Here is an 18,873-nt window from a genome sequence, read left to right as displayed (position 1 = left end):
TTTAGCAAATAATCTACGCAAAAAAAAGATAGAGAAAAACGAACGCTTTCATTCGTTTTTCTCTATCTTTTAAATATCTAACCCAGAGTGACGGGCCTATCAATTGACTCCTAGCTCTAGCTAGGTGGATCGCCGCAACTAATTTTTTGTCTTCCACTGCGCATTGGAGGCCTGACAGCCAATTAGAAATATAAGCATTCCGTTTAAAGTAAATGTAGGTTCAAAAAGGATAAGTTAAATCGTTCATCCCAGGTTAGAAAAAAATCGGTATTTACTACCTGCAATTATAGTACTACATATTTGTGACAAAATAAAGAACTGTTTTTTCACAGAGTTAAATAAAAGAGTCCTAATACATAAAATACAGTCATTTATAACGGCGTTATTAAAAAATAAAACTAAAAATTCCTCTGCAACAAAAGTCACAGAGGAATCTATAAATCATCGTACTAATTATAGCTGTGGGCCTGCAGACACAAGTGCCTTACCAGCCTCATTTGTTGTGTACTTAACAAAGTTCTTGTTGAATCTCTCAGCAAGATCCTTAGCCTTCTCTTCCCACTCAGAAGGGTTAGCGTATGTGTCTCTAGGATCAAGGATTGCTGGATCTACACCTGGAAGTTCTGTAGGAACTTCGAAGTTGAACATTGGAATAGTCTTTGTAGGAGCATTGTTGATGTCACCTGAAAGGATTGCATCGATGATTCCTCTTGTATCCTTAATTGTGATACGCTTTCCTGTACCGTTCCAACCTGTATTTACAAGGTAAGCCTTTGCACCAGACTTCTCCATCTTCTTTACAAGCTCTTCAGCGTACTTTGTTGGGTGAAGCTCAAGGAATGCCTGACCGAAGCAAGCTGAGAATGTAGGTGTAGGCTCTGTGATACCTCTCTCTGTACCAGCAAGCTTAGCAGTAAATCCTGAAAGGAAGTAGTACTTTGTCTGCTCTGGTGTAAGGATAGATACTGGAGGAAGTACTCCAAATGCATCTGCTGAAAGGAAGATAACATTATCAGCATCTGGACCTGCAGATACACCGTTTACCTCAGCTGCGATATTCTTAATGTGATCGATTGGGTAAGATACACGAGTGTTTTCTGTAACGCTCTTGTCATCAAAATCAATCTTGCCAGCGTCATCAACTGTAACGTTCTCAAGAAGAGCATCTCTTCTGATTGCGTTGTAGATATCTGGCTCAGATTCCTTGTCAAGACCGATAACCTTTGCGTAGCAACCACCTTCGAAGTTGAATACGCCGTTGTCATCCCAGCCGTGCTCATCATCACCGATAAGACGACGCTTAGGATCTGTAGAAAGTGTAGTCTTACCTGTACCAGAAAGACCAAAGAAGATAGCTGTGTGCTTTCCATCCATATCGCAGTTAGCTGAGCAGTGCATTGAAGCCATACCCTTAAGTGGAAGGAAGTAGTTCATCATAGAGAACATACCCTTCTTCATCTCTCCACCGTACCATGTGTTGATGATAACCTGTTCACGAGATGTGATGTTGAATGCTACACATGTCTCAGAGTTAAGTCCGAGTTCCTCAAAGTTTTCAACCTTAGCCTTTGAAGCATTGTAAACTACGAAGTCTGGTTCAAAGTTTTCAAGTTCTTCTGCTGAAGGCTTAATAAACATATTTTCAACAAAGTGAGCCTGCCAAGCAACCTCCATGATGAAACGAACTGCCATGCGGCTATCCTTGTTAGCACCGCAGAAAGCGTCTACAACATAAAGATCCTTGTCGCAAAGTTCCTTCTTAGCAAGATCCTTTACCTTAGCCCAAACTTCTTCAGACATAGGATGGTTATCATTCTTATATTCATCTGATGTCCACCAAACAGTGTCCTTAGAATTCTCATCCATGACAATGTACTTATCTTTAGGTGAACGACCAGTGTAGATACCTGTCATAACGTTAACAGCGCCAAGCTCTGTTTCCTTACCTACTTCAAATCCTTCGTTCTTAGCGTCGAGCTCTGCCTTGTAGAGATCCTCGTAAGAAGGATTGTGAATGATACTAGTTGTTCCTGTGATGCCATACTTTGTTAAATCAACATTAGCCATCTTGTCTTACCTCACTTTTCTAATTAATTTTCTTATTAGTTAACCCCTGATTTTTCAAGGGCTATACACTAATTTCCGCTAAATATCATTCTATCCAACAGAAAAGTTATTGTCAATTATTTCACATAAAAAATGCTCTTAGGTCTGTACAATTTCAATTCTGAATTTTGTTACTATTTACAATTAGTCGTCAGATAAAGGTTTAATTGAAAAATTTTTCTTAAATTTAATTATTCTCTTGGATTTTTTTCTTAATAAATGTCACAATAATTATTGTATAAGAAGTTTTACTGTGGTAATATACAAAAAACTTTTAGTTTAGTACACTAAAGTGCAAAAGGAGGAAAATGCTAAATATGGTAATCGAAAACTACAGCGAAATCACACCAGAGCTTGAAAAACTGGCAGAGCTGTCAAAAAAATCCTCATATATAGATCCAGAGCTTTACACCACTTACGACGTTAAGCGTGGGCTTCGTGACCTTAATGGTAAGGGTGTTTTAGTCGGTATCACCGAAATATCAGAAGTTAACTCAAAGAAATTTGTAGATGGCAAGGAAGTGCCTTGTGATGGTCAGCTTTTTTACAGAGGCTATAACGTAAGGGACTTAGTCAAAAATCTTCCTGCAGAACAGCATTTCGGGTTTGAAGAATGCGCATACTTATTGCTTTTTGGAACTCTTCCAACTAAAGAACAGCTTGACGAATTCAAAAAGCTTCTTTCACAATATCGCTCTCTTCCACAAAATTTCGTTAGAGATATGATTATGAAGAGCCCTTCAAAGGATATGATGAACTCTCTTGCACGTTCGGTGCTGGCTCTTTATTCTTATGATGATTACGCTGATGATACATCAGAACCAAACGTTTTAAGACAGTGTCTGCAGCTGATTGCAAACTTCCCACTGCTTTCAGTTTACAGCTATGCTGCCTATGATTATTACTACAATGATCATTCCCTCATCATTCATCAGCCTAGACCAGACTATTCTACTGCTGAAAATATTTTGCATTGTCTGCGTCCTGACAGCAAATTCACTCCACTTGAAGCAAAGCTTCTTGATGTTGCGCTAATTCTTCATATGGAGCACGGTGGTGGTAACAATTCTACATTTACTACTCACCTTGTATCATCATCAGGTACAGATACATATGCAGCTATTGCTGCCGCACTTGGCTCACTAAAAGGACCAAAGCATGGTGGTGCCAATATCAAGGTTGTAAGAATGTTTGAGGATATGAAAGCCCATCTAAGCGACTGGGAGGACGAAGAAGAGGTTTCTACATACCTTAGAGCCCTGCTTCACGGTGAAGCATTTGATAAAGCAGGTCTTATCTATGGTATGGGACACGCTATCTATTCTGTTTCAGATCCACGTGCGCTTACCTTCCACTCATTTGTAGAGAAGCTTGCTGTAGAAAAGGGTATGGAAAAGGAATATCAGCTCTATGAAAGAGTTGCCCGTCTTGCTCCAAAGATTATCGCTGAAGAGCGTAAGATTTACAAAGGTGTATCACCAAACGTAGACTTCTATTCAGGCTTTGTATATCAGATGCTTGGCATCCCAGGAGAGCTGTTCACTCCTATATTTGCCATTGCACGTATTGCCGGCTGGAGCGCCCACCGTATGGAAGAGGTATGCCACAAGGGCAAAATCATGCGTCCAGCGTACATGACCGTATGTCCACACAAGAAATACATTCCGATTGAGGAGCGTGTCGTAGACTAACGTAATACATAATAATAAAACAATTCAGGTATCAAAAAAGCATTTGCATATATCTAAGTTTTTCAATATCGGTCAAGCCTATACTCATTGAAAAACAAAGATATATTGCAAATGCTTTTATTTTAGTTATTAAGTTTTATTTTTATGTAGGTATTTCTTACGCCTAAATTTTACGCATTATATACCAAGGAAACGCTTTACTTCTGCGCACATATCCTCTACTTCTACGACGGTGTCGTGACGTACTTCTGCTGAGCGAATCTCTTCGATTGCGTTAGGTACGGCTACTTTTCCAAGGTCAGAAAGCTTGTCTACAAGTACAAAATCCTCTTCCTTTTCGTAGGCAGGGTCGATGGCACCCATTACGGCACGTGTAAACTTGAATGGGCTAGCTGTTGATGCGATTACTGTTGTCTTGTCATCACCTGTTTCATTTTTGTATTTGTTGTAAACATATGAAGCAACGCCAGTGTGTGTGTCAATGATGTAGCCAGTCTTTTCATAAAGAGACTTGATAGCATCTCCTGTCTCCTGTTCAGAAGCATAGTTTCCATAGAAGCTGTCAAGCTTTGCCTTCATATCTTCTGTAATTTCATATTTGCCTGTAGTCTTGAGGCTTTCCATAAGCTCTGAATTTTTAGCAGCATCATCACCTGCAATGTGATAAATCAAACGCTCAAGATTGCTTGAGATGAGAATATCCATTGAAGGAGAATTTGTAAGGATGAACTCACGATTCTTGTCGTATTCACCTGTGGTGAAGAAATCGTAAAGAACCTTGTTTTCGTTAGATGCACAAATAAGTTTTGCGATAGGAAGTCCCATGTTCTTTGCATAGTATGCTGCAAGGATGTTACCAAAGTTTCCTGTAGGTACTACTACATTAATAGTTTCACCTGCTGCAATCTTTTCCTCTGCGATAAGCTTTGAATACGCATATACGTAGTAAGCAATCTGAGGGACGAGGCGTCCGATATTAATAGAGTTTGCAGATGAGAACTGGAATCCTGCTGCATCAAGCTCTGCTGCAAGTGCCTTGTCATTAAACATCTGCTTAACACCTGTCTGAGCCTGGTCAAAGTTTCCTTTGATACCTACAACGTGTGTGTTGTCGCCCTTTTGTGTAACCATTTGGCGCTCCTGAATAGCAGAAACACCATTCTTTGGATAGAATACAACGATACGAGTTCCCTCAACATCTGCAAAGCCTGCAAGGGCAGCCTTTCCTGTATCACCTGATGTAGCTGTAAGAATTACGATATCGTTTTTAATGTTATTTTTACGAGCGGAAGTAATCATAAGATGTGGCAAAATAGAAAGTGCCATATCTTTAAAAGCAATTGTTGCTCCGTGGAATAATTCGAGATAATATGCTCCATCTGCGTATACTAAAGGAGCGATTTCTTCTGTGTCGAACTTGCTGTCGTAGGCACTGTTGATGCAATGCTTAAGCTCTTCTTCTGTAAAATCTCCAAGGAATAATTTAAGTACCTCGTAAGCGACCTCCTGATATGTCATCTCAGCAAGCTTTTCTACAGGAACATCAAGCTTTGGAACCTCTGTAGGAACAAACAAACCACCATCATCTGCAAGTCCCTTTAAAATTGCCTGTGAAGCTGTAATCTCAGCCTTGTTTACATCTCTTGTACTAACGTAATTTACTGCCATGATTCTTCCTCTCTTTGTGTATAAATTCTTTCCCTACACTTTAGCACAGTGAACCGTTAAAATCTAGTCAAAAAATAATCCTCTTTTTTTATTTTTTGATGTGACAATTCTACATATGATATCTTTTACATTTTTAGAGATGCAACCTTTAGCAACCTTTAGTAACATTTAGCAACAAAGCCTAAATTAAAAAAAGCTGTATTCCACATACGTAGCACACAGCTCAATATTTCAAAGATTATTCAGTTTGTTTACCTCTACATATTCCTTAAATCTAGGCAACCTTACCTTTATGATACCACGTTCGCTCCCATCTAAAATTCCTTTTTCAATCAGTCGCTTGCGAGGTTCGCTCCACTCATTGTGACTGGTCTTGGTGATTTCTAATAGTTCGGATGCAGACATAGAGTCTTTTTCTACTATGAATGTGAGATACCATTTTTCTTTCTCTCGTAACTCACTCCATATTTTGTCATATACTTTTGCAGCAAGAGCTTCATCAACAAGAGCTAATACAGTTTTGGATATTTCCTTATCACCAGACTCCCACATGTATTTTCCAAAGGCCTGATAAGCAAATGCATAGCCCTTAGTATAGGTTGCCAGTTCTTTTGCCACTTCTTCTGATACTCCAAGTGTTTTCTCGTAATCATCTTCTATGACAACAAGATTAAGCGGTTTCATTTCGTATTTTGTGGCTCTAAGGAAGAATGTGAGTCCATCTGCATTTTCCAGACCTTCTATATCTTCGTATAAGCCAGCTGCAATCAAATAAATTGGCAATTCATTTCGAATTAAAATTTGAAATTCCTGAATGAAATCTACAAGTGCATCTGTCTTTCTGGCCTCATCTATAACAACAAGCACCTTCTTATTCTTCTTCTGAACTTCTTCAAGAATTTTCTTAAGAATGACATCCATGCTTGTAACAGGGCTCTTTTTCTCAAGGTTAATACCTATCCCAAAAGCTGAAAGGTTCAGATTCGCATCAATAAACGATGAAAGAAATGGGACTGTTCCATAAAGATTTGCCACAAGCTCCTTTGATATATCTGAATTTGAATTGATATCAACTATAATCCATTGACTATCTTCCTTCAGTTCTTTTTCAATGGCTGTAAGCGTAACAGTTTTTCCCGTTCCTCTAATTCCAGTCAGTTTAAAAGCCTGCTCTTCCACTGGATTGCTATTCAATATATCTATAATATCATCTATTAAAAGACTTCTGCTTATATATTGGTTTGGTATTCTTCCAAAGCTGATGCTATAAGGGCTTCTCTTAGACATATAATCAACCTTTCTCAAATATAATTATATATAATCTTCTATAAAGATATTATAATATATATAATTCAGATTGCAACTGATATCCTTTAGCATTTACCTATACGCAAAAAGCCCCCGGCTAATGCCGAGGGCTAAGAAATTAGTATTAGTATAAGTAATAGATGTTATCAGTAAGACCGATTTTCTGTCTTTGCTCTTCTACAAGCTCTTTTGATTTTGTGACACTTAATGTGTCATTATAATAACCATCATACATCCACCAGTCATTATCAATATTAAGATTTCTATATTCAGCCATTCCAGCTGCAAAGGCATCAAAGCTGGATTTATAATTCTCGTCGGTATCATAAATGAAATGTGGATCTTCACCGAAGCTTATCTTATTTTCCACTGGCTGCTCCCAAGTGTGCATTTCAGGACATATGTATGAATATGCACAATCAGCTTCATATCCCTCATATGGTGGAAGACTAATACCTACTATGCCCCAATTGTTATCATCCTCAAAAATCGGAACTGATCTGCCATCTGGAGGCAGATACATATGATTTTCTACAAAGGTTGTGCTATATCTATACCAATTATGATATTTACCATCACCATCTAAAAATCCACTTTCATAGTCGCCATACCAGACACCAGAGCTTGTATCTGCTATTACACCATTGTAGTAGATGACAGCGCCAGAATCTCCACCATCACCAGAATACAAGGAAATAACATATCTGTAGCAAATCTCTAGCTTTCCATTATTATTTCTTAAAATAACTCTGGCCCAATCGCAGTATAAATGCTCTCTGGAATAAGATATAACCATTTCATAGTTTTCATCTTTTCCAGCATCAATGTATTCTACCTTATGTTCAGAATAATCATAATCACTTTCCCAATCCCATTCTTCACACTGCTTAGAAAGCTTAGTTAGAGTATCATTATACAAATCATCAATTGAATACTCTTTATTCACATCCTCGAATGCATCAGGATAATTGTTGTCCTTTACCACCGATGCCTTCACCTTGCCATCCAGGAAATCCTGATAGAGCTGAGCTGTGTCCTTATCAAGTTCAACTTTTTCTTTTGGCAAGGTATAGTCTACCTTACGTTTAATTTTAGATCTGCTTCCATCCGCTGCCACATGAGTGCAGACTGCAGCGTCATGCTCTGGGTCCTCCATAAACTTTGGAGGGTCGTCAAACTCCATGTGACAGTACATTTTGAAGGTGTTTGCTTCTGTTAGCAAAGGTACTTTGCCAGAATTTTTACCTAAACCTGCGAGGAAAGGTGATACCACCGATGAGAATAGAGACGCCTCCTCAGGGTCATTCCAATAAAGATCTATCATCGGGCCTACAAACTTACCTTCCCAGCAAGCTGTATCATATCCTTCTACTATATCAAGCTGCTCTGCTGCAAGCTGTAAATATACATCAACCTTTGACGTTATTATAGGAAAGCCTGCTATTGTAAGTGAAGCGCTTGGTGCAACACCTGCGTTTAATGATATTTCTGCATTACCAGCTGATATACCATCATCAGTAAAGTTTGATGTAAGCTTAACCTTTTCAGCTTTCTTTGCATTACCATTTTTGTCTGCACCAAATGTCATTTGAAGCGGATTTTCTGTAGCTACAACAACGGAGACATTTTCCATTTCCATATCAACATGAGCACTCGCATTAAAATGTATTGTTCCAATAAGGATTTTACAAGGGAAGGTTGGTGTAGTAAATGAATAACTAGCTGAAACATCTCCTACTTTTAAAACTGGAGTAAAGGAACACTCATACCAAGAATCGTCTTCGTCCACATATTCATATAGCTGGAAGTCCTCAAGGTCAATTTCAACTTTTTCTGCGGTTCCAACCTCTTTATAGCCTTCGTCTTTTTCTATTTTATCTATGCGGTCTTGCTTTTCTTTTTCCTTTATCTCTTCAGGATCTGTTGGCTCATAAATATTATCTTCATATATTTCTTTTGTAGAATGAAAAGAGTCACACAGATATGAATAGTCAGTATTTCCTATTGTAAAACCAGTTATCTTCAGGTCATTCTCTAATTTACCTGAGGATGTTTTGACTGAACTAGATACTTCTCCTGTTACTGTAATAGTAGTCCTGATTATCTTGTTAGATTCTGTAGATACAAAGCTATAATTAGGCGCACTAGAAGAATCCAGCGTCTGGGTTCCATCCTCCGTATTAAGTGCATCAAGTTCAGACCAGTCCACGTAGCCTGCCACTGTAAAATCAGAAAGCAGCTCATCCAGACTATCTGGCTGGGTAGTCATAACGTCATAGGTATCCCCCTCACGCTTTTCGATTGCGGTGATAATTCCACCACGAAGAACACCTACAGTATCCAAGTAGATAAGCTTCTCTCCAACGGCGGGCGCATCCCCCTTTATCTCAATAAGAGCTTCCTCTGAGCCATCCTCATGACTGGTATAGTAGGTAACTGTCCACTCTGAGCCATCCACTACGTTCTCAGCCACCTGATACTCAGATTTTGACACATGATAGTCTTCCAAAGTAGCAAGGCTCGTAAAATTCTTAATAAGAGCTTCCGCCTGAGCCTGACTTAAATAAGCCTCTTCAAAATCCTTTGAAAGGGCCCCCTTTTTCTGAACAAGGTCAAATCTGTTTTCAGGAGTATCCTCTGTTTCCTCCAAAAGGAAGTCACGATAAGCTGGGCCAAGACGGTCTCCCCCCTTAGCCACTGCCTCTTTACCAGTTATTTTATTATCGGAGTATTCCAAGGTGTCCTCATAACTGAAGGCCTCGTTTAAAAGAGCCATATACTCCTTTTCTGAAATGGCATCATCCTCTGATACCTTTTCAAATGCTACAGGCTCCAGGCCATCAAGTGCTGCCCCCTCCGAGGAGCCTGAAGACATTCTCCAACCTATGATTCCACCGATTACTAAAACTACAGCAATTATTCCCCCGATAATAAATACTCTGTTTTTCATAGCTTAACTCCTATCCACAGCTTAACTATTTACATTTTATTCAACAGCCTTTAGAGACTCTGTCATACTTATCTCATCCAGCTTATGACCCATAAAGAAATTTACAATCAACGTAAATACAATTGTAAGGATAAATGACAGCCCGTAGCTAAGTGGCGTTACCCTCACATCGAAGGTAATTAAATCCACAACAATCTGACTCATGATAAAGGCATGGAAAAACTTTCCTACCACAAGTCCCACTGCTGCACCCATAATTGCAAGAAGTATATTTTCTCTGAATACGTATGCTCTGGTCTCTTCCTTATAAAAACCGAGAACCTTTACTGTGGCAATCTCTCGCACGCGTTCAGAGATGTTAATATTGGTAAGATTGTAAACAACCACTGCTGCAAGTGCCATGGCAGAACCAATTACCAGGTAAACAATAATATTCAGGCTTTTCATCATGTTCCCTACTCTGTCCAGCATATCATTGGTAGGAATTACAACGCTGACAGAGCTGTCACCCATAAGCTTGGCACCTATCTCGTGGGCATCCTCACCCTCATGTACAACAGCGTACAGATTCTTCTTCTCTGGAAGTGCCCCTATATATTTCTCATAGGTGCTAGTGTTCATGTACATATAGTTATAGATAAAATTCTGATTGATGCCTCCCACCTTAAACTGAACTGGCTGCATATCCTCTGAAGAAATAGTGATGCTATCTCCCAACTTCATTCCATAACGGTCACACAAGCCCTTATTAATGATAATCTCATCCTCCGCCAAATCAGCCATTGAGATGTGATTGCCCTTGTTGTCGTGGATATCATAGAACTTCTCTATGTTTGCTCCATCCTCATACACGTTAAGATAGATGTTCTTGGTGTTCTTTCCAAACTTCATATCCACAGAGGTGTGGTAGAAAAGAATATAGTCATCCTCTGTGTAATCTATCTTTTCCATGGCACGAACGCTGCCATCTGCCCCATTCTTCAAGGTGATATCCAAATCATAGTAGGCAATGTTGGTATATTGATTTACCGCTATATCTGCAATGGAATCATACACGCCAAAGCCAGCTACCAAAAGGGCTGTACAGCCTGCAATTCCCATTACCATCATTATCAGTCTGCCCTTATATCTGAAGATATTTCTCAGGCTGACCTTTCTCAAGAACTTAAGCCTGTTCCAGAAGAATGGAATGTATTCTAAGAAAATTCGCTTTCCGGCCTTTGGTGCCTTCGGTCTCATAAGGGATGCAGCCATTTCTGTCATCTCCACGCGACAGGAAACTAAAGTAACTCCCACGGAGCAAATAAATGACACAATGAAGCTTATGAAAAGCATCCTTGCATCAAAGTAGTAATCCACACCTCTGGTGTTGTACATCATCTGATATGCAAACCAAATAGCCTTAGGGAATACAATGGTGCCTACAGTAAATCCTATAGCTGCACCAATCATGGCGGCAGAGCCGGAATAAATCACAAATTTGGCCATGATGCTGGAATTACTATATCCAAGTGCTTTAAAGACTCCTATCTGGGTTCTCTGGTCCTCAACCATTCTTCCCATTGTAGTCATACATACAAGCGCTGCCACTAGGAAAAAGAATACCGGGAATACATTTGCAATGGCTCCTACAATGGTAGAATCACTCTCAAAACATACATAACCTGCATTACTGTCTCTTCCTAAAAGATAGGTTGTGGCCTCTTCAATATCATCAATTTCCTCCTGGGCATCAGCTATTTTATCCTCAGCATCGGCAATCTTTTCATCGAATTCCTTCAAACCATCTTCGTACTCTGTCAAGCCGTCCTCATATTCTTTTTTTCCTGATTTGTATTTACGTTTTGCATCCTTGAGGCTGGACTGAAGGGTGTATAGCTTTGCAGAATTTTCCTGATAGGTAGCAACCAACCCCTGGTACTGGGCCTGATCCACCATTTCGGGATTGATAGCCATTGCCTGTTCCTTCTGCGTAATGTTGGCAAGCATCTCGTCAAGTCCATTCTGTAGCTGAGTCTCCATATCCTCATATTCAGCTATGGATTTCTTGGCAGAATCCAATTTCTTCTTTGCATCATCCAATTCCACCTTGGCATCATCCAACTCTTTCTGGCCATCAGCACGTTTATCTGCCAGTTCTTTTTTTGCATCATTGAGCTTTTCATTGGCTTCAGCCACAATACGCTGATATCTGTTTTCAGCTGCTATATCTAATGTCTTCTGAATGGCATCCTCATTATCATCAATCAGCATGTCATATTCATCCGAGTATAGCGCTGGGTCAGAATCAAGCTTCACATATACATCAGTATAGTAATCTACATCAAAGGCACCATTGTTCACATAAAAGAATCCGTCTAAAACACCGGTTCCTAGCGTTGTGGTTCCACGCTCATACTGAATATATAGAGGAGTTTTCACTAATCCGACTATCTTATAGCTATCGTACTTAAAATGCTCCTTATCATCAGCTTCGTTTGTTGATGATATTTCAATTTGTTTACCAATATAGCTGCTGTCAAATGATTTAATATCTGCTAAGCATTCATCATCCTTAGTCGGAAATGCTCCGTCCACCAAAACAATTTTATTTATTTCTTCCGGTATACTGATTGCTTTTAACACGTATTGAGTCTTGTCCACCTCAGAAATAATATCAAAGCTTATACCTTCCTCAACTGCTCTGGCGCTTATTTTTTCCTTTATATAATCTATATCCTGTTTTTCAAAACCAAGTGATGATATGAGACGAAAATCATAGAATTCATTTTCAGTAAGATATTTGTGCATAGAAGTACGCATAGCAGGGTCTGTGACCTTTAGACCTGCAAAAAAGCCCACACCAAGAGCTATAATCATCATGAGGGCCAGATAGCGCCCCAGCGTTTGTTTGATTTCTCTTAATAGTGATAGAAATAACATATATCACACCTCATCAGTCATCTTCGCTGACAGCTTCCCCTCAAGGGGAAGCCTTTTACCACTCAATCTCATCAACAGACTTCGGTGACTCATTCATATACATATCCACCACCGTCCCTGACTTCACCGTGATCACTCTGTCAGCCATTGCTGTGAGAGCATGGTTGTGGGTAATAACTACTACAGTCTTGTTGTTGTTTTTACAGGTATCCTGGAGAAGCTTTAGGACCTGTCTGCCTGTATCATCATCAAGTGCTCCAGTTGGCTCATCACATAAAAGAAGCTTAGGGTTCTTGGCAAGTGCTCTCGCTATAGCCACGCGTTGCTGCTCGCCACCTGATAGCTGTGCAGGGAAGTTGTTCATTCTATCCTTCAAGCCTACCTCAGTAAGAATTGTGGCTGCGTCTATTGGGTCCTTACAGATTTGAGCAGCAAGCTCTACATTTTCCTTTGCTGTAAGGTTGCCCACAAGATTGTAAAATTGAAAAACAAAACCTACATCATATCTTCTGTAGCTTGTCAGCTCTCTTGGTGAATAGCCTGACACATCTCTGTCGGCTAAATACACCCCTCCACTGGTAAGCGTGTCCATTCCACCTAAAATATTTAAAATAGTTGTTTTGCCTGCGCCAGAAGCTCCTACTATTATGCAGAACTCCCCCTCTTCAATTTCAAAATTTACATTATGAAGTGCCTCTATTTCCACCTCACCTGTCTTATATATTTTTCCAACGTTTTTAAATTCAACAAATGCCATAATATTCCTCCAAAATAGCACGTTAAACCTGCTCATTTTTATAGTATCACCGGTCCCAGGCAAGTTCTTACTATTTAGGTTAAACATGTGTGATATTTTTGTGAAAATAGTCCAGCTACCGTATATATTATCTGACAATATCCGTTATAATAGATATATGTATTGAACAAGAAAGTATATTTCTAATGTTCAAGGAGGCTGTATTATGGGATTCATAAAGAAAATAGATTTATTTTTATGTAAAAACTATATTAAATTTATATCTGGCATTTGTTCAGCCACACTTTTAGTAACACTATTCTTTAACTACGATTTTAAAACATATGCTACTGGCGATGACTATATATACAGCAGCATTCTAAATGATAATCAAAAAATGGTTTATAACCAGGTTTATAAAAACATTCTTGGGTTTAATGAGGACATATTCAAACTTGCTTCCCCTCTGTCTCATGACAATCTATTTATAACAATGAATGCAGTGTACAATGATCATCCTGAATTATTCTGGGTAAGCACTTCTTACAAATACGGATATAATTCATCAGGCGATGTTGTTCAGCTAAAGCTTAACTACTGTATCCCAAAAAGCAAATTAAATGCTGCTATTTTTGCTTTTAATAATTCTGTAAACAGAGTTGTGGAGCAAGCATCAATGTTTACGACAGAGTTAGAGAGAGAACGGGCTGTTCATGATATAATCTGCGATTATGCCACCTATAGTTCAAACAGCACAAGCCATCAAAGTGCATACTCAGCTCTTGTTGAAGGCATTAGTGTTTGCGCAGGGTATTCAAGAGCCTTTCAGCTTGCATGCAGAAAGCTTGGTATAACATGTTATTACGTAACTGGAGTTGCAAATGGCGAAGAACACGCCTGGAATATAGTTAGAATCGGTGGAAATTATTACAACGTTGACATCACCGGCGATGACACAATCAATGAAACATTAAACACCCACTCCTACACATATTTTAATGTTTCAGATGGACAGATAGCCCACAACCACATCCGTTCTGAGCTATCAGCCCTGTTACCACCTTGTGATGCAATTTAAATGCATTTATCGATTAAAATCGTCCTGCAGCACTCTTTGATATTGACTTTTAAACCAAGCACCTATGCCTGCTGAATTATCATTATGACGACCATGGAGACCTTTTCCGTATACCTGAACTCCAAAGGAGTTTAATTCAGACAAAAGCTTATCATAAGCCGTGTCGTCATAATCGTCTTCGTACATATAGGATATTATTAATTTGGTATGGCTGAAATCAGTAGACCTGATTTTATCCCACAATCTGTCATTTAAAGTTTTTATGGCAGCTTTATCCATACCACCACCATGATAAGCAAGGAGATCAAGAGAGGTTGGAAATCCCCCTGGTCTCCTTAATCTTTCGTTTGTGGCAACGTCCCCCAAGCTTGCAAGGGGCTTGCCTAAAATCAAAGCATGTGGTTTCAAATCGCAGCCATAGTATAAAGAACCTATTGAGCCCATGGATATTCCCGACAAGATAAGTTGATCTGAATAAAACCCCAGCCTGTCGAGATACCTTTGAATAACTGATACCATAAGCTTCTCATATTCTTCTGTTCCCAAATAAAATCCGCCACCCTCAAAACGCTGTTCTGCAATCAAAAGAAATGGGCAGCCCATTTTCTTCATCATATAATAACCTTCAAAGCCTTCAAGGGTTTTATATCCTGAGAAATAAACTGCAAGGGGCGGTTTCAAATCTCCTGGATTGAAGTAGGCAAAAATCTCTTCCCTGTCCGAAGTAACAAAGCGTTCTCCCCCTACCATAAAAATGCCCTGGTCCCATCTGGAAATTCTGTCGTGAAGTGCAATTATATCAAGCCTTCCCCTGCCTTTTGCCATTAAAGAACAAAAAATAGTTCCAGAGCCATTCTTACCCTCTATCCGCACTGGATTTTTAAGCTCTTCTTCTGAAAACTCCCAGCTGTCACATACATCAGCAAGACTTCCTGAAACAAATTGTCTTATAGATAAAGCTATTTCAATATCAGGAGATTTTTTATATTCAAGCCAAAACTCTATAGCCTGGCCAGCTTCTATAGGAATATTGCCCCGCCAGAAGACAATTTGATTAAAATCATTTCCATAGTCTCCATCAAGAGTGACGCTGTACTGACCAAACCATTTCACACTACCCTTAAAGCCTTGCGCTATGCCAATTGCTTCAGGGTTAAATTTCTCACCATATGGCTTTGGAAAGTATTTTTTTACCTCATTATCAATGAATTTCTGTACATCTGATGCTGGTAGATACTTGCCCATTTTATGAATAAACAGCCTTTTGGTAATTGCATCCATGGGAACTGTATCTAATACAAACAGACAATATGCCATAGACATGTTATCTATAACCCCGAATTCCTCTTCTGTAATATTGCGCTCTAAAACTACAATTTCGTAAATCTCTTTTTTAGGCACAATTTTATCCCCTGCAAAGATAATCTTTACACGTTCCGGAATTACATATCGTTTTTTCCAGCTAGTTTCACCGATTTGCAGAATTCGAATTTTATCCATAGCCTAAAACTTTCTCTCCTCAGCACTAAGCCCAAGGGGCTCGTCGATAAAGGAAAATGCACTCGCAAGAGGCACAACATAAAGAGCCTTCAACAACTCTATAGAATGTGGATTAACATCTCCCTGAAGCGAAATAACAATCACTGCCACTGCAATCAATCCAAGCCAGCAGCACAAGTCAAGGAAGTAATCCCCTTTAAATGCTTTTACGATAATTACAACCAAAAGTAAAACTATAAGTAAGCTCCATGGAGTTCCTAGAGTTATCCTAAGACCTGATGCAAGATTTCCCATGTTGTTAAAATTATAATTAACAACCTGTTCAAGGAATGATGATGCATTTTTAAAATACCAAAGGTACAATCCCATAGGGATACTTACGGTGATTATTCCTTCCAATATAGACATCCAAAAACTTTTATAATCTTTACTTTCTATGTCCTTCACCTTAAACATAACAGCAAAGAAAAGAAGTATTATAAACCAAAGAATGCAATATCCAGGTTGTAAAAAAATCACAAGTGTCATATCTATAGCCAACAGATATGTATGATATGAAAGGAAGCCATATTTTAACTGTCTGGTAACATGGTACACTGTAAGAGACATAATAAAGAACAATATCATCTCAGGCCCTGTACTGGTAAGGGCTCCCCATCCAAATACTGTTGGAATTGCAGTACACACAATGGCAAATATCTCAGATGTATATAGTTTTGCAGACTTATAAAGAAAATAAACTGAGGCAAATATGATTACCAGCTCCATTACGAAATGAACCACATGAGTCTCTGTCAGAAGATAGCCCAGCCCATAAAACTCATATAGGACAGGTCCATAATTCCCACCTAAATCAACATACGCCAGATATCCTTCCCTCACTGAGTGAGCTATGTCTAAAATCTCTTCCTGCATCGATGTAAATCCTACATTTGCCCATGGATTAAAGGGACTCGTCATTGCAATAATACAAGTGATTACTAACACTCCAAGTACCTCTAGAAAAGATTTAAGATTCTTATTCATTTCTCTTGCCTCCATTTTCAGATTTAAAAAGAGAGCAGCCACACTAATACAGCTACTCTCTTAATTATAATTTATAAATTTATCGCAATCTACAAACTTTTGTGAATATTTATATATTTAGCAGCTATTTTCTGTCATTTCGTCTCTACTCTTCTATATTTTCCACAGAGCTTGCTTTTGCCTTTCTCTTGTCCTTTGCAACCTTTCCTGAAACGGCGCTGATTATAATGAGTATCCAATACCACCATACTCTTGCTCCTGCTCCAGATTTTGCAATTCCGAGAGGCGTTTCTTCATCTTTAATTACAACTATATCCTCTGCATCCCTGTCAAGAACTACAGCAAGTGGTACCTGATTATTTCCAATAGAATTATCTCTACCTACCTCGTTGAAATGTGTTGTATTTGCTGTGGCATTTGTTCTTGGTCTCGCAGCTGAATTAACCTCATTAAAGTCTATTGTTGATGTAATTGAAATATTCTCATCTGCAAAATCTACAACTTCATCAGATAGATTCTGACCAGTTGTTGCTGGAGCAGCCTGGCTTGACTCTGATGCGGATGAAGGTTCGCTTGAACCTGAACCTGATCCACCGCCATTATTGCTTGTCACATTTGCAGCTGAAGCTGAAAGGCTAGCAGATTGTGATGCACTCTCACTTGTTGACGCTGACTGACTAGCTGACTGCGATGTGCTTGCACTTGCTGATGCTGACTGACTAGCTGACTGCGATGTGCTTGCACTTGCTGATGCTGACTGACTAGCTGACTGCGATGTGCTGGTTCTATGTGACAAGCTCATGCTTTCTGAAAGGCTAATGCTAACTGATGTACTGATGCTTTCAGATACGCTTGTGCTGAGTGAAGCACTAAGGCTTTCAAGCTGGCTTATGCTAGCTGATGTAGAAAGGCTCTCTAGTTCACTTAATCTTGCAGATGCAGATTCAGAAGCAGATATACTTTCACTTGCAGCAATTGACTCTGAAACACTAATGCTTTCTGATGTACTTGCAACTATAGACTCAGACTGGCTTAGGCTAACTGAAGTGCTTAAGCTTTCAAGCTCACTCAATCTTACAGATGCTGACTCAGAGTTTGAAAGACTCTCGCTAGTTGAGATCGACTCTGAAGTACTAATGCTCTCTGAAGTGCTTGCTGATATAGACTCAGAAATACTTTCTGAAACACTTACACTTTCTGAAACACTCTCAGATGTACTTGCTGAAACTGACTCAGAAACACTTAAGCTTACACTTGTTGAAGCACTCTCAGATGCACTTACTGAAGCAGATTCACTTAAGCTATATGATTCTGAAATGCTCTCCAACTGACTAATTCTAGCTGATGTGCTTGCAGATTCAGACTCCCTGATGCTTTCAGAAACACTTGCTGATAATGATGCAGCTGTACTTTCTGAGGATGAAGCTGATGCTGAAGTACTTGCTGACTCACTTGCACTTAAGCTTGCCACTGTTGACTCAGATGCTGAGTTTGAAGTCGATGTGCTAGCACTTGCTGATGCTGATTCAGAAGCTACTGCAGATGCAGATGTACTTGCTGACTCACTTTGAGCTAAGCTACTTGACTCAGACTCTGAAGCTGATGTGCTTGCAGACAAGCTCTGAGCAATGCTACTTGACTCAGATTCTGAGGCTGATAAGCTTGCTGATTCGCTGGCACTTAAGCTTGCTACAGTTGACTCTGATGCAGAAAGGCTTGCTGAAAGGCTTGCACTTTCTGATACTGAAAGGCTTAAGCTTGTTGATGCTGATAAGCTCTCCAGCTCACTTATTCTTGCAGATGCACTCTGTGACTCTGATAATCTTATGCTTTCTGAAGTACTTGCTGATAACGAAGCTGCAGAGCTCTCTGAAGCTGAATTACTTGC

14 protein-coding genes and 1 other RNA gene are annotated in these 18,873 nt (G+C 39.4%); 5 read left to right on the top strand and 10 right to left on the bottom strand.

Features of this window, described 5'->3' with window-relative positions:
• Positions 1–75: 75 nt before the first annotated feature.
• A non-coding RNA gene (gene ssrS / locus BLV53_RS09125) (6S RNA) lies at positions 76–258 on the bottom strand.
• A gap of 195 nt (positions 259–453) precedes the next feature.
• Positions 454–2,067, bottom strand: a complete 1,614-nt coding sequence (gene pckA, locus BLV53_RS09120) for a phosphoenolpyruvate carboxykinase (ATP) (protein WP_090300094.1) — start codon at positions 2,065–2,067, stop codon at positions 454–456.
• 356 nt (positions 2,068–2,423) lie between these two features.
• Here pckA and BLV53_RS09115 point away from each other — a divergent pair, with 356 nt between their 5' ends.
• A complete protein-coding gene (locus BLV53_RS09115) occupies positions 2,424–3,797 on the top strand; it encodes a citrate/2-methylcitrate synthase (RefSeq protein WP_090300271.1) in 1,374 nt (457 codons plus the stop codon).
• Positions 3,798–3,974: 177 nt separating this feature from the next.
• Here BLV53_RS09115 and thrC read toward each other — a convergent pair whose 3' ends face one another.
• The 5 genes from thrC to BLV53_RS09090 form a co-directional block, all read right to left on the bottom strand.
• Positions 3,975–5,465 carry a threonine synthase gene (thrC, locus tag BLV53_RS09110; protein ID WP_090300092.1) on the bottom strand — a complete coding sequence of 497 codons (1,491 nt, stop codon included), beginning with the start codon at positions 5,463–5,465 and terminating at the stop codon, positions 3,975–3,977.
• Between the two features lie 231 nt (positions 5,466–5,696).
• A complete protein-coding gene (locus tag BLV53_RS09105; protein ID WP_090300090.1) occupies positions 5,697–6,752 on the bottom strand; it encodes a P-loop NTPase fold protein in 1,056 nt (351 codons plus the stop codon).
• A 145-nt stretch (positions 6,753–6,897) separates the two neighbouring features.
• A complete protein-coding gene (locus BLV53_RS09100; protein WP_090300088.1) occupies positions 6,898–9,723 on the bottom strand; it encodes a hypothetical protein in 2,826 nt (941 codons plus the stop codon).
• 36 nt (positions 9,724–9,759) lie between these two features.
• A complete protein-coding gene (locus BLV53_RS09095; protein ID WP_090300086.1) occupies positions 9,760–12,645 on the bottom strand; it encodes an ABC transporter permease in 2,886 nt (961 codons plus the stop codon).
• 55 nt (positions 12,646–12,700) lie between these two features.
• Positions 12,701–13,402 (bottom strand): ABC transporter ATP-binding protein, encoded by a 702-nt coding sequence (locus tag BLV53_RS09090; RefSeq protein ID WP_090300084.1) that lies wholly within the window; start codon positions 13,400–13,402, stop codon positions 12,701–12,703.
• A 205-nt stretch (positions 13,403–13,607) separates the two neighbouring features.
• On the opposite strand from BLV53_RS09090, the gene BLV53_RS09085 reads away from it, so the two are divergent.
• The gene (locus BLV53_RS09085; RefSeq protein ID WP_090300082.1) at positions 13,608–14,459 is read left to right on the top strand and encodes a transglutaminase domain-containing protein; all 852 of its coding nucleotides are present in this window, start codon (positions 13,608–13,610) and stop codon (positions 14,457–14,459) included.
• Between the two features lie 6 nt (positions 14,460–14,465).
• Here the strand turns inward: BLV53_RS09085 and asp2 are convergent, their stop codons facing one another.
• The 3 genes from asp2 to BLV53_RS17545 form a co-directional block, all read right to left on the bottom strand.
• The gene (gene asp2, locus BLV53_RS09080; protein ID WP_090300080.1) at positions 14,466–15,959 is read right to left on the bottom strand and encodes an accessory Sec system protein Asp2; all 1,494 of its coding nucleotides are present in this window, start codon (positions 15,957–15,959) and stop codon (positions 14,466–14,468) included.
• Between the two features lie 3 nt (positions 15,960–15,962).
• Positions 15,963–16,985 carry a hypothetical protein gene (locus BLV53_RS09075; protein ID WP_090300078.1) on the bottom strand — a complete coding sequence of 341 codons (1,023 nt, stop codon included), beginning with the start codon at positions 16,983–16,985 and terminating at the stop codon, positions 15,963–15,965.
• Positions 16,986–17,130: 145 nt separating this feature from the next.
• Entirely contained in the window at positions 17,131–17,781 is a 651-nt protein-coding gene (locus BLV53_RS17545; protein WP_170830806.1) for a hypothetical protein, read from the bottom strand.
• 22 nt (positions 17,782–17,803) lie between these two features.
• On the opposite strand from BLV53_RS17545, the gene BLV53_RS17540 reads away from it, so the two are divergent.
• From BLV53_RS17540 to BLV53_RS17530, 3 genes are all read left to right on the top strand, one after another.
• Entirely contained in the window at positions 17,804–18,316 is a 513-nt protein-coding gene (locus BLV53_RS17540; protein ID WP_170830805.1) for a hypothetical protein, read from the top strand.
• 39 nt (positions 18,317–18,355) lie between these two features.
• Positions 18,356–18,556, top strand: coding sequence for a hypothetical protein (locus tag BLV53_RS17535; RefSeq protein ID WP_090300072.1), 201 nt, complete (start codon positions 18,356–18,358; stop codon positions 18,554–18,556).
• Positions 18,557–18,613: 57 nt separating this feature from the next.
• Positions 18,614–18,873: hypothetical protein (locus BLV53_RS17530; RefSeq protein ID WP_207646230.1), on the top strand; the 260-nt coding region annotated here is incomplete at its 3' end.

Origin of the sequence: Pseudobutyrivibrio sp. ACV-2 (assembly GCF_900107545.1) — a bacterium.
Taxonomy (GTDB): Bacteria; Bacillota; Clostridia; order Lachnospirales; family Lachnospiraceae; genus Pseudobutyrivibrio.
The sequence above is the reverse complement of the archived record's forward strand: the minus strand, read 5'-3'. Positions and strand labels throughout refer to the sequence as shown.

Coding starts and splice junctions, on each gene's coding strand:
- pckA (WP_090300094.1), bottom strand. CDS start 2,067: ATGGCTAATGTTGATTTAACAAAGTATGGCATCACAGGAACAACTAGT.
- BLV53_RS09115 (WP_090300271.1), top strand. CDS start 2,424: ATGGTAATCGAAAACTACAGCGAAATCACACCAGAGCTTGAAAAACTG.
- thrC (WP_090300092.1), bottom strand. CDS start 5,465: ATGGCAGTAAATTACGTTAGTACAAGAGATGTAAACAAGGCTGAGATT.
- BLV53_RS09105 (WP_090300090.1), bottom strand. CDS start 6,752: ATGTCTAAGAGAAGCCCTTATAGCATCAGCTTTGGAAGAATACCAAAC.
- BLV53_RS09100 (WP_090300088.1), bottom strand. CDS start 9,723: ATGAAAAACAGAGTATTTATTATCGGGGGAATAATTGCTGTAGTTTTA.
- BLV53_RS09095 (WP_090300086.1), bottom strand. CDS start 12,645: ATGTTATTTCTATCACTATTAAGAGAAATCAAACAAACGCTGGGGCGC.
- BLV53_RS09090 (WP_090300084.1), bottom strand. CDS start 13,402: ATGGCATTTGTTGAATTTAAAAACGTTGGAAAAATATATAAGACAGGT.
- BLV53_RS09085 (WP_090300082.1), top strand. CDS start 13,608: ATGGGATTCATAAAGAAAATAGATTTATTTTTATGTAAAAACTATATT.
- asp2 (WP_090300080.1), bottom strand. CDS start 15,959: ATGGATAAAATTCGAATTCTGCAAATCGGTGAAACTAGCTGGAAAAAA.
- BLV53_RS09075 (WP_090300078.1), bottom strand. CDS start 16,985: ATGAATAAGAATCTTAAATCTTTTCTAGAGGTACTTGGAGTGTTAGTA.
- BLV53_RS17540 (WP_170830805.1), top strand. CDS start 17,804: ATGCTAACTGATGTACTGATGCTTTCAGATACGCTTGTGCTGAGTGAA.
- BLV53_RS17535 (WP_090300072.1), top strand. CDS start 18,356: ATGCTTTCAGAAACACTTGCTGATAATGATGCAGCTGTACTTTCTGAG.